Origin of the sequence: Ruminococcus flavefaciens 007c, assembly GCF_000571935.1 — a bacterium.
GTDB lineage: Bacteria > Bacillota > Clostridia > Oscillospirales > Ruminococcaceae > Ruminococcus > Ruminococcus flavefaciens_F.
In genome coordinates, this window is record NZ_ATAX01000006.1 from 135,042 (window position 1) to 149,989 (window position 14,948).

The 14,948-nt window shown below is 45.5% G+C and carries 12 protein-coding genes; 9 read left to right on the top strand and 3 right to left on the bottom strand.

What is annotated here, in order from left to right; genetic code table 11:
• Positions 1 to 220: 220 nt before the first annotated feature.
• From RF007C_RS01245 to RF007C_RS01280, 8 genes are all read left to right on the top strand, one after another.
• Entirely contained in the window at positions 221 to 1,177 is a 957-nt protein-coding gene (locus RF007C_RS01245; protein WP_037296531.1) for a hypothetical protein, read from the top strand.
• A 380-nt stretch (positions 1,178 to 1,557) separates the two neighbouring features.
• Positions 1,558 to 2,517 (top strand): hypothetical protein, encoded by a 960-nt coding sequence (locus tag RF007C_RS01250; RefSeq protein WP_037296532.1) that lies wholly within the window; start codon positions 1,558 to 1,560, stop codon positions 2,515 to 2,517.
• 146 nt (positions 2,518 to 2,663) lie between these two features.
• A complete protein-coding gene (locus RF007C_RS01255; protein WP_037296533.1) occupies positions 2,664 to 3,218 on the top strand; it encodes an RNA polymerase sigma factor in 555 nt (184 codons plus the stop codon).
• 17 nt (positions 3,219 to 3,235) lie between these two features.
• Complete coding sequence (locus RF007C_RS01260) at positions 3,236 to 5,512, top strand: hypothetical protein (RefSeq protein ID WP_037296534.1); 2,277 nt, start codon at positions 3,236 to 3,238, stop codon at positions 5,510 to 5,512.
• Positions 5,513 to 5,657: 145 nt separating this feature from the next.
• Entirely contained in the window at positions 5,658 to 8,024 is a 2,367-nt protein-coding gene (locus RF007C_RS01265; protein ID WP_037296535.1) for an ABC transporter permease, read from the top strand.
• 15 nt (positions 8,025 to 8,039) lie between these two features.
• Entirely contained in the window at positions 8,040 to 8,804 is a 765-nt protein-coding gene (locus RF007C_RS01270) for an ABC transporter ATP-binding protein (protein WP_019679473.1), read from the top strand.
• A gap of 1 nt (position 8,805) precedes the next feature.
• Positions 8,806 to 9,471: a response regulator transcription factor gene (locus RF007C_RS01275; RefSeq protein ID WP_037296536.1), complete on the top strand. Its 666-nt coding sequence runs from the start codon at positions 8,806 to 8,808 to the stop codon at positions 9,469 to 9,471.
• Position 9,472: 1 nt separating this feature from the next.
• Positions 9,473 to 10,705: a sensor histidine kinase gene (locus RF007C_RS01280; RefSeq protein ID WP_037296537.1), complete on the top strand. Its 1,233-nt coding sequence runs from the start codon at positions 9,473 to 9,475 to the stop codon at positions 10,703 to 10,705.
• A 203-nt stretch (positions 10,706 to 10,908) separates the two neighbouring features.
• Here RF007C_RS01280 and RF007C_RS01285 read toward each other — a convergent pair whose 3' ends face one another.
• The 3 genes from RF007C_RS01285 to RF007C_RS01295 all read right to left on the bottom strand — a co-directional run bounded on the left by RF007C_RS01285 (position 10,909) and on the right by RF007C_RS01295 (position 13,990).
• Positions 10,909 to 11,112, bottom strand: coding sequence for a hypothetical protein (locus tag RF007C_RS01285; protein WP_019679470.1), 204 nt, complete (start codon positions 11,110 to 11,112; stop codon positions 10,909 to 10,911).
• Positions 11,113 to 11,258: 146 nt separating this feature from the next.
• Positions 11,259 to 13,307, bottom strand: a complete 2,049-nt coding sequence (locus RF007C_RS01290) for an Mbeg1-like protein (protein ID WP_037296538.1) — start codon at positions 13,305 to 13,307, stop codon at positions 11,259 to 11,261.
• A gap of 5 nt (positions 13,308 to 13,312) precedes the next feature.
• Positions 13,313 to 13,990, bottom strand: coding sequence for a hypothetical protein (locus RF007C_RS01295; RefSeq protein ID WP_037296539.1), 678 nt, complete (start codon positions 13,988 to 13,990; stop codon positions 13,313 to 13,315).
• Between the two features lie 248 nt (positions 13,991 to 14,238).
• Here RF007C_RS01295 and RF007C_RS01300 point away from each other — a divergent pair, with 248 nt between their 5' ends.
• Positions 14,239 to 14,901 carry a nitroreductase family protein gene (locus RF007C_RS01300; RefSeq protein WP_037296540.1) on the top strand — a complete coding sequence of 221 codons (663 nt, stop codon included), beginning with the start codon at positions 14,239 to 14,241 and terminating at the stop codon, positions 14,899 to 14,901.
• The last annotated feature ends 47 nt before the right edge of the window (positions 14,902 to 14,948 follow it).

Consider the following 14,948-nt stretch of genomic DNA (forward strand, 5'->3'; position numbering starts at 1 on the left):
ATCATAATAATTTTTTCGTCCGCAGAGCTGATAGCAAAAACAGCGAATTACCGCAGTATACTAGCCAAATTCAGGATCAGAGAAAATTTTTCGGGATTTTTTTTCACATTACCCCTTTTTTTATATCCCCACTCCGTAAACTGTTAATGTAACGCGAAACACGTTTATAAACTCCCTTCGCGGAGCATGATAAAATTTTATAAAAAAGGAGTAATTACCTATGAGAAGCAAAAAGAACATCCTTGCTGCAGTAGCTGCTATGTCAGTTATGGCTTCAGCTTTAAGCCTGAACGCTTTTGCAGCTGAGAGCAACGAAGTAACAGAAGAAACAACAGCTGTTGTTGCAGCAGAAGAAGTAGCTGAGGAAGCTGCTGAGACAGAGACACCTGATCTCCTCGTTCCTCCTGTTGCTCCCGCTGAGCTTGATGACGCTGAGAAGCCCGAGCCTCCCGTTATCCTCGACGTAACAGATCTCATCGAGCAGATCCGCAGCTTTATCGAAGCTAACGACATCGAGATCCTCAACGACGTTATCATCGAGAACTGGGACAAGATCGAGAAGGTTGACGTTCACTTCCATGCTAACGAGAAGCCCGCTAAGCCCGAGACTGACGATGCTGAGAAGCCCGTAGTTGAGGATGAGACAGAGGCAGAGGTTAACGAGGACGGCGAAGAAGTTGAGAATGCTTCAAAGCCCCTTAAGCCCGTACATCTTGAGCTCACAGATCTCTTCTTTGAGTTCCGTGACATGATCGACCTCAGCAAGATCGACTTCATTGAAGACGACGTAAAGGAGAAGATCCTCAACGCTAAGGATGTTCACGCTGACGTTCACTTCACAAAGCCCGAGGCACCTGCTAAGCCCGTTATCGAAGAGGGCGAAAAACCTGAGCCTCCCGCACCGCCCGTAGCTATCGAAGACGGCGAGAAGCCTGAGCCTCCCGCACCGCCCGTAGCTATCGAAGACGGCGAGAAGCCTGAGCCTCCCGCACCTCCTGTAGCTCCTGCTGACGGCGAGAAGCCCGAGCCGCCCGCTCCTCCTGTAGCTCCCGAGGCTCCTAAGGGACCTGCTCACCACGAGCACCTCGGACCTAAGGAGAGAGAAGCTCTCAAGGCTGCACAGGCTGAAGCTGAGACTGCAACCGAGGCTGTAACTGAGGCTGAAGTAAGCGAATAATCGCTTATTCACATATACACTGCTCTTAACCGAAAGGTCTTTCCCCAATGAGCAGTCAGAATTCCCATCCAATCCCAATCCCCTTTTACCCCTTCTATTTCTGCATTTACGGAACGATGCAGACAGATAGGTATAATAAAAGGCGCCGCAGAAGCCCGTTCTTGCGGCGCTCTTTTTTTGCTTTTCCACCATAGTCAACCATATGTCATCATATCCTCCTTTTCCCCTTATGCAGTTAATTGCCTATGTTTCTCCCCTGTGCTCTTTTCCCTGCTCTTGCCATTGTTTGCTCTATCTCTCATAAAATGTTGATTTTTCACTGAAAGTATGCTATAATACTATTATCATTTCAGCCATATGGCACAATAAGGAGGACAATCATGAAGGTTAGATTTCACCTGCCCGATTTTGCAAGACTTTTCAGATTCAATGCGAATTTTCTCAATATGCTCGATAACAGCCCCGAATTCTTCCGCGAAGGAGTTGAGATAGCTTCGATATACGGAGTATTCCCCCCTTCCATCTGGAACGGCGGCAGAGTTATGCACGGTATGTGTCAGAAGGACTTTGTAAAGGGCGTTACCAATTACTTCAACGGAAGAGGCATCCCCCTCCGCTTCACCTTCACAAACCCTATGCTGGAGAAAAAACACCTCAGCGATGAATTCTGTAACATGGTAATGCATATTGCGGATAACGGCATGAACGAATGTATCGTGGTATCTCCTATCCTTGAGGAGTACATAAGAAAGAATTACCCCGGCTTTAAGCTCACAAGCTCTACCTGCAAACGCATAACCGATCCCGAAGCGCTGAAGGCAGAGATGGAAAAGGATTACCATATAGTTGTACTTGACTATGATTTCAATAACAAATTCGATATACTCGAAAAGATACCCCACAAGGAAAAATGCGAGATACTGGTAAACGCCTGCTGTAATCCGGAATGTCAGTACCGTTCTCTGCACTATCAGACTATGGGTACAGAGCAGATAGCTTACGCAAACCATGTAAAGAAGTACCCAAATCTCCAGTATGACGCAAAGAAGTTTGCAGAGGCACACCCCGAGGGCGAGCCCGTATTCAACTGTAAATGCGACCTCCGCAGCCTCTACGATATACAGGGACTCAGAACACATATCACTCCCGACGACATCTGGAACAAATACGTGCCCATGGGCTTCAATCAGTTCAAGATAGAGGGACGTACCTTTGATATTTTCAATCTCATGGAGCATTACCTCTACTATATGGTAAAGCCCGAGTATATCAACAAGGCAAGACTCACTCTGCTCAGAAATATGAGCATCAACGGTGTTATAAAAATACTCGACGAATAATACTGACGCCTCCTCAGCGGAGGCGTTTAATTTTCTTTTGTCACATTCTGTTTTTTCTTACGTGTATATATTACAGAGCGTTGCAAATGCGCATTTGACTGCTCATGCAGGATTACTGCATACAAACAATCATCGGGAGGGATATAATGACCGACGAACAGCTCAGGCATCTTCTGAAAAGCTCGCCTGAAAAGGCTCACAGGCTTATCTTTGATGAATACTACAATTATGTCTACACTATCGTCTTCAACCGCCTCAGAAGCTTCGCTTCCCCTGAGGATATAGATGAATGTATCAGTGATGTCTTCTCCGATATATTCATGAAATATGATCCTGATACCTCCTATAACGGTAATATCAAAGGATTCGTGGCTGTTATTTCACAGAACCGCAGCATAGATATGTTCAGGAAGCTGAAGGCTCTTAACAGAAAAATCTTTTCTCTCGACAGCGAGGAAGCAAATCAGATACCGTCTGAGGAAAAAGTTGACGAAACAGTAGAAAAAGCCGAATCGAGCCATGCTCTCCTTGACGCGGTAAAGGCTCTTGGGGAACCCGATTCCACCATAATCATGCAGAAGTATTACTATGGCAGAAGTTCATCAGAGATAGCAGATATAGTCAGTATGAAGCCCGACGCGGTCAGAAAAAGGCTCAGCCGTGCCATAAAACGCCTGAGATCCCTTATTTCGGAGATTTAAAAGGAAGGTGGTCATTTATGCATAAGAATAAGGAATTTGATATTCTCAACAATGCAGGAAAAAGCATCACAGACAGATTAGAAGCTGAATTTCCTCCCCGCGATGAAAAGGAAAAGGAGAAAATATTCAGTATGAGCGAAAGAAAATTCAATATAAAAACAAACGGTCACAACTCTTTCGATGAGCATACAGTCAGCGGCGTTGAAGTTTACAAACGTCCCGTATGGCAGAGTTTTATCGGTATCGCCGCTGCCTTTGCAGTGGTAGCCGGCGGGATCACAGGCGGTGCATTTGCCATGAAACGCTTCAGGAACACTCCTGTTGCTTCAAGCGAGAGCGAGGACAATACCCAGCGCAGGATCGCTCCCTTCGGTGATTTTGCCGAACTTGATTATAAGCTCCAGAAAACAGATCCAGACAGCATACAGAAGATAATAGTAAATGACGAGGAAAATCCAGACAGATTCATACCGCTGTATGCAGTAACGGATATTTCTCAGGAAAAACGCCAAAAGCTTGCGGATTTCTTCAACAATTTCGATTATGATTCTGCTCCGGCCGCAAATGTCGAGTACAAATACTTTGGCACCAGTAAAGCAGAATTTGAAGATTACAAAGAAAATTCAGAGATAGAAGACGATATGCCGTCATTCCAGAGCTGCGTTGATAATGAGGTAAGACGTATATGCTTTATTGATCTGAGAGGAAAGATCGATGAGGGTGATCTGAAAAATCCGTGTGTCCTGAGCTATGACCGTTTCCGTTATACCGAGCAGGACGGTCAGCTCTTACTTGAAAAAGGCAGCTTTTCAACCATTAGCTGGATGGTAGACTATGAATACTTCAAGAATACCATAAACGGTATACTGAACGCAGATGACGACACTGCGGATAAACCCTTGTCAAACGTTACCGACTCATTCGGAGATTTTGCTGCATATGACTTCTTCATCCCGGACGTCACCAAAGAGAAAAAGATGATCGTGAAAAAGGAAGACATTGCCTATTGGATAAATAACGGCGATGTTATCCCGCAGGATAAACGCCAGCAGATCGAAGACCTTTTCAACTGCCAGTACTGGAACAGAGTAGATTTACCGGAGAAAACAGATGTATACGCTATGGGTACGCTTTGCTTTGTTGCCTGCGATGATCAGGAATTCAGGATCATCACTCTGGATCCGACAGAAAGTATACTGATATACGATCATTTTGAATATGAAGATATTACTGATGAAAACGGCAATGTTATCCATCAGGCAAAGAACGGCGGCAAAGATACCGTCGAAGCATATGCCCTTGAATACGAATACTTCAGGGAGAAGCTTTACGAGATACTTGGAGACAGCTGCCCCGTAGATCTCAGTCCTGACTCACCGGACGATGATGAAGAAAAAATCGACAGCTTTACCGACCTAAGATTCTTTATCGACCGTGAATGGGGCTACGGCATCGAAGGACAGCCAGTTGATTACTCGCAGCTCGATATAAATGTAAGTTCATCGAACTCACAGGGAGAGAGAGAGGATGCAACATTCACATACATAAGCTATAACGACATTATCTCAGTTGACAAAAAGCTGAGAATATCCGAGCTTCTCGGAAAATATGACTGGAAACCCGGTGAAATGGGTCCCGGAATTCCAAACTCCATGATATACCTGACTTCAAAGTCTGATAACGACTATATCTCTATGCGCTTCGCAAGCCTCGAATCTACAGGTCAGACACTTATATGTTTTGATCAGGCAGGCTTTAAAATATGGAACGATATGTATATCTTTGCAGAACCAAAGAGAAATTACAGCTTCCTTGACGAAAGCTACTACTATGTAACAGACAATGCCGAGGTTATATCAAAACTGCTGGAGATACTGTCCGAGCCTGACCCAGAGATCTCCGCATCACTTAACTTTCCTCTTCTGAGCCCGAACTATCCCACTGACTGTTTATTGACCTCAGATGAAGAAAGCAGTGAAAAAGTCCTTACTGAAAAGGATAAGAAGTTCGTCCGCGACCTGATATATAAAAACAGCTGGTCATTCGTAGCGATCGAGCCCAATGCCGATACGGAAGCGGATATTTCAAGAACAGGTTCGGATTATATTATGCTGAAGTCAGAAAAAAAGCCGGATTCACCTGTGATATGTATAGAGACTATCAGCGACAAAACGTGTATCTTTGAATACACACTCAAAAAAACAGACGGAAAGTTAATACTGACAAACGGAAAAAGCTACCAATGCCATGATAATAGTATAATAGAACAGATAAAGAAGTATTTCAGCAAATGACCCCCTTGCCGCTCTCCCCACAGAGAGCGGCTTTTTTCTTATCACGTCATTCTCCAATGTAAAAAAACTGCTCCCGAAAAAGCACTTAAGGATTATTTAATAATTCTCATGCTATTATATAATCACAGAAAGGGAGGGACGGATAATGTATCTGAGAATACTGAAAAAAGATCTGAAGCGTAAAAAGACCATGAACATCATACTGCTGCTCTTCGTGATACTTGCGACTATGTTCGCGGCAAGCAGCGCAAACAACATCATAACCGTCATAGGCGGTCTCGATTATTACTTCGAGAAGGCAAACATCAGCGACCACTTCGTAATTACTTTAAATAATAACGGCGACGAGATAGAAGAATTCCTGTCAAAGCAGCCCAATGTCAAGGATTTCCGCCGAGAGGATCAGCTCTTCTTCAATGACAAGGAACTGACAAAGGACGGCAAAAAACTGGCAGAATTTGCAAACGCCGCATTGCTGCTCTCCATTGACAACGGTCAGCTGAATTACTTCGATAAAAATAACGAGATACTGAAACAGGTGCCCGAGGGGGAGGCTTATTTCACGGGAAGTATCGTTCCGAAGATAGACCTTGAGAAAGGCGATGAATTCATGCTCAAGCTGGGCGATACAGAGCTCACGCTGAAATATGCGGGTATAGCAAAGGACGCTTTTCTCGGCTCGGAGATGTTCAACAATCCGCGTATAATAATCAGCAATGCGGATTATGAAAAATTCACGGGCGATGAAAAAGTCATCAAAAACAACAACGGTACGATCTACTACATAAACGGCTATGACACAAAAACTCTTGAATCAGACCTTTCAGACATTCCGGGAGCGTCATTCAACAAAGGCGTATCTCTTGTAAGGACCAGCTATGTAATGAATGCTATCGTGGCAGGACTGCTTCTTATTGTAAGCATATGCCTCATACTTGTTTCCTTCGTAGTGCTGAGGTTCACGATCAGCTTTACCATCAACGAGGAATTCCGCGAGATAGGTGTTATGAAGGCTCTCGGACTGAAAAACAGCTCCATCCGTTCCCTCTACCTTGTGAAGTATCTCGGCATTGCAGTCATCGGCGCATTTACCGGCCTTCTGCTCAGCATACCCTTCGGTCAGGCTCTTATGAAGTCCGTCAGCGATAATATGGTGCTTGGCAACGACAATATGATGCTGATAAATATTGCGTGCAGCCTTTTTGTAGTACTTATCATCCTGCTTTTCTGCTGGAGATGCACTCACAAGATAAAGATTCTTTCCGCCATCGACGCTGTAAGAAGCGGACAGACAGGCGAGAGGTTCAGGAAAAAGGGTCTCATGCACCTCGGAAAGAGCAGACTGGGCGCAACAGGCTTCCTTGCCTTTAACGACGTTTTCAACAGTCCCAAGCAGTTCTGTGTAATGACAGTTATATTCACGGTATGCCTGCTGCTGGTAATGAGCCTTGCAAATTCAGCAAATACCCTTTCCAGCGGAAAGCTCCTGCCGCTGTTCGGTGTTCAGGAAAGCGAAGTCTATATCACAGATACCGAGCTGATCGCCAAGGTAATGACGGGAGAAAAAACTTATAAGGAAATGAGCAGTGATATTGAAAACAGACTTGCCGATAACGGTATGCCCTGCAAGATAACCTCCGAAGCTCTGGTATTCCCCACTCTTGAAGCCAACGGCAAAAAGGCCTCACCAATTTTCATGTACAATAAGGATACAAAGGCGTCGGATTATACATACTCTGAGGGATATGCACCCAAATACAGCAACGAGATAGCGATCACCCCGCAGGTCGCCGAAAAGCTGGGAGTAAATATAGGCGACAAGATAAAGCTCACTTTCAACGGCAAGACCGACGAGTATATCATATCAGCATTCTTCCAGAGCATGATGCAGCTGGGCGAAACGGGCAGATTCCACGAAAGCTTTGAGGTACCCGACGAACTCATAAGCCAGGTAGTGGGCTTCCAGGTGGATTTTGACGATTCTCCCGACAAAGAAACGATAAACAGCCGCATAGAAAAAATGAAGGACATCTTCAATTCCAAATACGTTGACGACTCGGACGGCTTCGTAATGGCTTGCATAGGTGCTAACATAAAGGAAACAATCAACAGGGTAAAGCTGATGGTATTGCTCATCACATCGGTAATAATCATTCTTATATCAATACTTATGGAGCGTTCTTTCATCTCAAAGGAAAAGCCCGAGATAGCCCTCATGAAGGCTATGGGCTTCAGTACACGCTCGGTCATCGCCCAGCACACTCTGCGCTTCGCCATAGTCGCGGCAGCAGCTTCCGTATTATCAATACTCCTTAGCACACCGGTGACAAAGCTCTGCATAGATCCCATTTTCGGCATCATGGGAGCTATCGACGGCGTGGATTACAACATAAAGCCTCTTGAGGTATACGCATTATACCCTGTTATAATAATCGCCGTGGCAATTCTGGGAGCATCTCTCACCGCTCTTTACATGAGAAGCATAAAGGCTTCGGATACAGCCGATATATAAAAAGGAGATAAGGATATGAGTTCAAATACGATTCTTGAGGTAAAAGACCTCTGCAAGACATACATCATCAACAAAAGGCAGAACAACGTTCTGCGCAACGTGAACTTCAAGGTCAGTGAGGGCGAAATGGTAGCTGTAATGGGACCGTCGGGCTCAGGCAAGTCCACTCTGCTGTATACCGTTTCGGGAATGGACAAGATGACTGCGGGGGATGTTAAGTTCTGCGGCAGGGAGCTGTCAAAACTGCGGGAAAATGAGCTTTCAAAAATGCGCCTTGACGATATGGGCTTCATATTCCAGCAGATGTACATGATGAAAAATCTTTCCATACTGGACAATATAATCCTTCCTGCCGTAAAGTCCGACAAGAAAAAGGAAAGCAGGCGTGATACCCTGAAACGAGGTCAGGAGCTCATGAGAAAGCTCGGCATCATCGAGATCTCAGACAACGACATAAACGAAGTCTCGGGCGGACAGCTCCAGCGTGCCTGCATATGCAGGAGCATGATAAACGAACCCCGTATGATATTTGCCGACGAGCCCACAGGTGCTCTCAACCGCACCTCCTCCGACGAGGTGATGGACGAGCTGGAAAAGCTCAACAAAGAAGGCACTTCCATAATGCTGGTAACTCATGACGCAAAGGTAGCCGCAAAATGCTCAAGAGTCCTTTACATAGTTGACGGAAACATAAATGGAGAGTATAATATTGATAAGGGGCTTTCGCTCCGTGACCGTGAACGCGGTCTGAATAACTGGCTTATGGAAATGGGTTGGTAAAATGACTGATATACTCATCGTTGAGGATAATGAAGAATTATGCGGACTGCTCTGTGATTTTCTCCGCGCCGAGAATTATACCGTGAGCACTGCGGGATCTGCGGAAAAAGCTTTGCTCCTGTTTGAAAAATACGGGGCAAGACTTGTCCTGCTGGACATAAACCTTCCCGACACGGACGGCTTTGCCGTGTGCAGGAAGATACGCGAAAACAACAATACTCCCATAATCATACTTACTGCAAGGATCGACAGGGAGGACAAGCTTAACGGCATACTTCTGGGTGCCGACGACTATATTGAAAAGCCATATGATATAGATATACTCATCGCCAAGATAAAAGGGATATTCCGCAGAAGGCTTTCATTGGACCTTCTGACGGACGGGGACATCGTACTGAACATAGCTGACGAGACCGCTACAAAAAACGGTACCCAGCTGAGTCTGACTGCGAAGGAGTTCGAGCTGCTGCGTCTGCTCATTGAAAACAAGGGGCAGACTCTCAGCAAGGACTTTATATTCAACAGTATATGGGGATCTGACAGTGAATCTGAGCAGCAGACTCTCACAGTACATATAAAATGGCTGAGGCAGAAGATAGAGGACGATCCGAAGTCCCCCGTAAAGCTCATTACCGTATGGGGCAAGGGCTACCGCTGGGAGGACTGATATGAAGAAGCGCTTTGACAGGCTGATAGCAGTTATCGCCCTATGTCTGGCAACTGTGGCCATTATACTTAATGTTATGGTAAATAAGGCTCCTGAGACATTCCAGCCTCTGTACAAGGTTGAGATCTCACGCATAGAGCATGAACTGTCCGACGGCAGAGAGGTATCTGCCGCAGATTACGACAATATAATAAGCATCACCGCGGACGACGGCAGCGGCAGCCTTTACGACTCGCAGAATGAATATGTCATCCGCAGTATAAACGGCAGGCTCTATCGTATAGAATACAAAGACGCTCATTCTGACAGGAACAAAGGTCTTGCCGTGATAATAAACATCTCCGCATTGCTGCTGTTTCTCATAATAATGGGGATACTGCTGTATATAAGGCACTCTGTCATAAAGCCGTTCAGCCATGTAAGCGATATGCCAGCAAGACTTGCAAAGGGAGTTCTGGCAGAACCGCTGAAGGACAACAAGAACAATTACTTCAGGAAATTCACATGGGGACTTGATATGCTCAGAGAAAAGCTGGAAAGCTCCCACGCCCGCGAGCTTGAACGTGCAAAGCAGGAAAAGCTGCTGCTGCTCTCACTTTCTCATGACATAAAAACTCCCCTTTCCGCTATCAAGCTCTACTCAAAGGCTCTGGAAAAGGGACTCTATACCGACAGGGAAAAACAAAGACAGACCGCAGGCAGCATATCCGAAAAGGCCGACGAGATCGAAGGCTACGTTGCCGAGATAATAAGCGGTCTGAAAACCGATGTTATGACCTTTGAGATAAACAATACCGAGTTCTATATGTCTCAGGTCATGGACAAGATAAAGATCTATTATTCGGACAAGCTCAGGGAACTGAAAACGCAGTTCGACATTGAGTCGTATAATAACTGTATGCTTTCGGGGGATCCGGACAGGCTTGAAGAGGTCATACAGAACATAATCGAAAACGCTATAAAATACGGCGACGGAAAAAACATCTCCGTGTCATTCTCCGACGAGGAGGACTGCCGTCTCATAACTGTTTCCAACAGCGGCTGCACCCTTGACGACAGTGAGCTGCCGCATATCTTTGAAAGCTTCTGGCGCGGCTCAAATACCGACAACCGCAAGGGCAGCGGTCTGGGACTGTATATATGCCGTCAGCTTATGACAGGCATGAAGGGCGATATATTCGCAGAGATCTCCGGCGGTATGATGAAAGTCACGGCTGTATGCCGCAAGTGCTGAAAAAACAAGCCTGTAAAACGCTTTATATATACAATGAAAAGAGCTCCTCTGAGAAGGAGCTCTTTTATCTTTTCATAATCATGATTTTCCCCGGACATGACAGACATATCCGGGGAAAAATCAGCTGTAAAATCTTTGCAAAGAGGTTGGTGCGGCTCCGAAAAAATGTCAGAAGCCCACTTGTTACAGGTCGTGCTTTTGTTTCAGCTTCTGCCTGCGCGTTCACGCTGCATCATGCGTCTCTGCCGCTCTGTCTCGGCGATCTGCTTCTGGCGCTCCTGATCTCTCATTATACGCTCGCTGAAATATGCCTCGTCAGCCTTGCTCTTCTTCTGCCGTGCAAAGACAACGACAAGCACAAGCAGCAGTACAGCAGCGACTATGGCAATAATAACTGGTACCGGCATAGCTTATTCCTCCTTTTGAAAAATTTGACACTCTGTATTATACTACTTAAATTTTACCACTTTATATAGTTTCAATCAACTTGTAAAAACGCCGAAATTAAGCCTCTTTCATTGTACCCTTTGCACAATGGGAAGAATATGCCCCATCAAACGGAAACAAATCCGTAGCTTCCGCAGTTGTTCATAAGGCGATACCTGCTGCCGCCGCTGAAAACAAAGGTAAACCTGTCGGCAAATCTTCTGTAATCACTTATCTTTACGCTGTCGGACGTTCCCGAAACGGCTATTGTAACGTCATCTCCGCTGCTTGTTACGACCAGCTCTCCGGGAGAATAGCCTCTGAGCTCGATAATATTGTCACCCTCATTATCGATGATATTATCATTTCCGAAGCCTCTCACGAAAACATAGGCATCATTTCCTCTGCCGCCGATAAGGGTATCGTCACCGGAACCGCCGTAGATCTTGTCATCATCGTCACCGCCGTATATGGTATCATTTCCGCCTTCGCCGTAAAGTCTGTCATTGCCGCCCGCACCGTAGATTATATCTCTGCCGGGGCCGCCGTATATCTCATCCTTTCCGCCGTGACCGTGAAGGACGTCGTCTCCGCCGCGGCCGTATACAATATCGTCCTCCTCGCCGCATTCGATCTTGTCAGGCTCCTCCGTACCCTCATAAAGGTGCTTGCCGTCCTTGATCCTGTATCCGAAGCTCTCTGCGGAGGTCTGTGCATCATTGTCCTGAGGGACGAGTTCTTCCTTTAATCTGATCAAATTCTCGATGCAGAGCTTTATCAGACCTTTTATTATGACAGAAAGACCTTTAAGGCGTTCAATATAGGACATGAGCCATTTTACCGAGAGCATATGCGAATTTACCACGAAATCCAGCTCCTGCATCAGCTGTGCCGAGGAAAGGTCGCCGAGAGTTTTTTCCGTCTGTGTGGAGCTGTCTATGCAGTTCTCAATGGCTATGGTAACTCCGAGATAATATATGCTGAGCATATCCGGATCTTCCATAATAACCTGTATCTTTTTTTCAACAGGAGCAGACGCCAGTGAAGGATCATCGCCGCCGATCATAACACGATAGACTATATCCTGAGCGGCATTCTTGCCCACATAGGAAGTAAGCGGTATCACAAGCTCATAAAGATTGAACAGGAAGCTTATAGTCTCGTCAAGGGAGGCTCTTTCGTCCTTCAGACCGTTCGGCAGACCGCTTCCGCCTATGTACTTCTCGGCAAATGTCATGAGGGTCCTGCATATATCCTCTCTCTTTTCCTGAGGAAGCTCCATGGCATTGCGGCTGAGCTCCTGTGAGCATCTGGCAAGTATATTCTGGTTTTGTGTCTGCTCATTGAAGGTATTTGAAGTGAAATTGAATATAAAGTCATCGCACTTGCAGTCAGCATCGCAGAACTTTTCAGGAACGATTGAATGTGCGCCGTACATATCCTTCCAGTCTGCTTTTGTGACGATATAAATGGTATGATCGTCTTCAATTGCCTTAATGCCGAGAACATTTACGTAATCGTTATATCCGCATATCGAATACATTTTCTTCTTTATCATATTGAATGTACTCTGGGAATAGGGCAGATTATTCATGAATTCGGGTGAAAAGCCCTGTCCGTCAAAGGATATGCACTTTGTTATCCTGTCCCTTCTGCCTGACATAAAGGTGACATACTGAGCAAGGTTTCCTCCCTTGGAATGTCCTGTTACGATTATCTTTACTCCTGCACCAGGCTTTTCCGCATCTATGATGTCATTGAAGTATCTCAACGCTGTAAGCTGATAGTCTGAGAATGTGTTGGCAAGTCCGTCACCGTTATCGTACCATCTTCCGCAGCCTGTACCGCGGTACACCACATACATCTCTGAGCCGTCGGCCTTGCCGAATACAGCCGCATAAGCTCCTGTGTACCTTGACCCCATATTTTCGGAATAGCTTATCAGCCTCAGCTCGGCCACGTCATTATTCTCAGGTCTGGAAAGAGTCTTTTTCATTATGCTGAGTGCTGCCTGCTGAAACTCCTCACGTCCCGTATAGCTCATCTCGGAAATGATACTGCCGAGGGTCTGTGCTCTCTCCCCTCTTCCGCAGCTGTCTATATACATAAAAGTGTTCAGTATTATTGATATTCTTGCTTCATCGGTTATCCCGTGCAATGCAAAAAAGTCGCTCATGATCATTACCCCCATTGTTTTTCGGTTATATTGAAACTATCGTCCATTCCAAGTCTTACATCGGTTTTTACAAATTCCCTGTCCATCGTTATCTCATCGCTGATACTGCTGTATTTATCCTTATCCGATAAATATGCCACATAAAGGTAGCACCTGATACTGTCAGCCTTCAGACTGTCAAATAATCTGTCCAGCTTTTGCTCCTTATCGGAAATATCCTGCTCGGGCGGAAGGTACACGGAACAGTACACCTTCGTGCTTCTCAGCATATCCGCAGCCGAAGAGCTTATTGTAATATCCGCTGGCAGAACGGTCTTTTCATCAGGTCTGCAAACCAGCCTGCATTCCCCGTATACTGCCTCTGCCAGCCCATGAAGATAATCCTCGGCGTCTTTTTTAAGGTAATACGCCATGTAATTATCCCTGTCCTCCGTTTTGCCGTCAAAATTCCCGTGTACTGCGTATATCCTTGCATCAGGGAATTTTTCCGAGGAAACGTATACTGCAAGATGCTCGCTCAGGCCTGTGCCGCCGCCTGCGTTTTCCGTAATGGTGAATTTATCTCCGTAGCGCTTTTCCATACCGCTTATGAGGTCACGGGAAGGATCGGCAGGAGCGACCGTACATGAAAAAAGAAAAAACACTGCGATAACTGCCGGGATAAGTTTTGCTTTTATTTTCAAATATAATACTCCTCCTTTCACGGTCATCTTGTCATAATTATACACTATCCGAGCAGTTCATGTCAATAAAATCAGCATAATTCTACATATTTTTTACTGCTCATATTAAAAATGAAGAAAACCCACTCATACGGTCGATATAATGATTTTTCACATTTTTTTCTAAGAAAAAAACTTTTTTCTGTTGCATTATCCTGTAAGATGTGGTAAAATAGAAAAAAAGGCAGCAATGCAGAAAGAGGCGTTTTATGAACATCAAGGAAGCGATAAGTGCCAGACACAGTGTCAGACAATATCTGAAAAAACCTATATCTCCCGAACACAGGACCAAGCTTGAAGAATTGCTGAAAACGTGCAGCGAACAAAGCGGACTCAACTTCCAGATAGTCTATGATGAGCCCATGTGCTTCAATACATTTCTCGCTCACTACGGCAGGTTCACTAACGTCAGGAACTATATCGCCATAGTAGGCAAAAAATCCCTCGAAAACCTCGATGAGCTGGCCGGATACTACGGCGAAAAGATCGTTATAGCAGCTCAGCAGATGGGACTGAATACCTGTTGGGTAGGCGGCACTTACGGCAGGAAAAAGAACAAGGCAATTGTGGCAGAGGATGAAAAAAATGTGTGTGTTATCGCCATAGGCTATGGCGCAAATGAGGGCAACAAGCACAGATCCAAGGCTATCGAAAAGCTCACCGATGTCAGGGGCCTTGAGATGCCTCAGTGGTTCAGGAACGGTATGGTAGCGGCAATGATGGCTCCCACTGCACTCAATCAGCAGAAATTCTTTGTTACCATGGACGGCGATGAAGCTGTGATAACTACCAAGGGCGGCATGATGACAAAGATAGACCTGGGCATAGTCAAGTACAATTTTGAAGCAGCCTCAGGTCATAAATGCAGATAAAATATTATCAATAATAAGAAGCGGTATTCATCATGGGGGAATACCGC

Excerpts from the sequence above, each read along its gene's own strand:
- RF007C_RS01300 (WP_037296540.1), top strand. The coding sequence starts at position 14,239 with ATGAACATCAAGGAAGCGATAAGTGCCAGACACAGTGTCAGACAATAT.
- RF007C_RS01270 (WP_019679473.1), top strand. The coding sequence starts at position 8,040 with ATGAGTTCAAATACGATTCTTGAGGTAAAAGACCTCTGCAAGACATAC.
- RF007C_RS01250 (WP_037296532.1), top strand. The coding sequence starts at position 1,558 with ATGAAGGTTAGATTTCACCTGCCCGATTTTGCAAGACTTTTCAGATTC.
- RF007C_RS01275 (WP_037296536.1), top strand. The coding sequence starts at position 8,806 with ATGACTGATATACTCATCGTTGAGGATAATGAAGAATTATGCGGACTG.
- RF007C_RS01260 (WP_037296534.1), top strand. The coding sequence starts at position 3,236 with ATGCATAAGAATAAGGAATTTGATATTCTCAACAATGCAGGAAAAAGC.
- RF007C_RS01285 (WP_019679470.1), bottom strand. The coding sequence starts at position 11,112 with ATGCCGGTACCAGTTATTATTGCCATAGTCGCTGCTGTACTGCTGCTT.
- RF007C_RS01255 (WP_037296533.1), top strand. The coding sequence starts at position 2,664 with ATGACCGACGAACAGCTCAGGCATCTTCTGAAAAGCTCGCCTGAAAAG.
- RF007C_RS01245 (WP_037296531.1), top strand. The coding sequence starts at position 221 with ATGAGAAGCAAAAAGAACATCCTTGCTGCAGTAGCTGCTATGTCAGTT.
- RF007C_RS01290 (WP_037296538.1), bottom strand. The coding sequence starts at position 13,307 with ATGAGCGACTTTTTTGCATTGCACGGGATAACCGATGAAGCAAGAATA.
- RF007C_RS01280 (WP_037296537.1), top strand. The coding sequence starts at position 9,473 with ATGAAGAAGCGCTTTGACAGGCTGATAGCAGTTATCGCCCTATGTCTG.
- RF007C_RS01265 (WP_037296535.1), top strand. The coding sequence starts at position 5,658 with ATGTATCTGAGAATACTGAAAAAAGATCTGAAGCGTAAAAAGACCATG.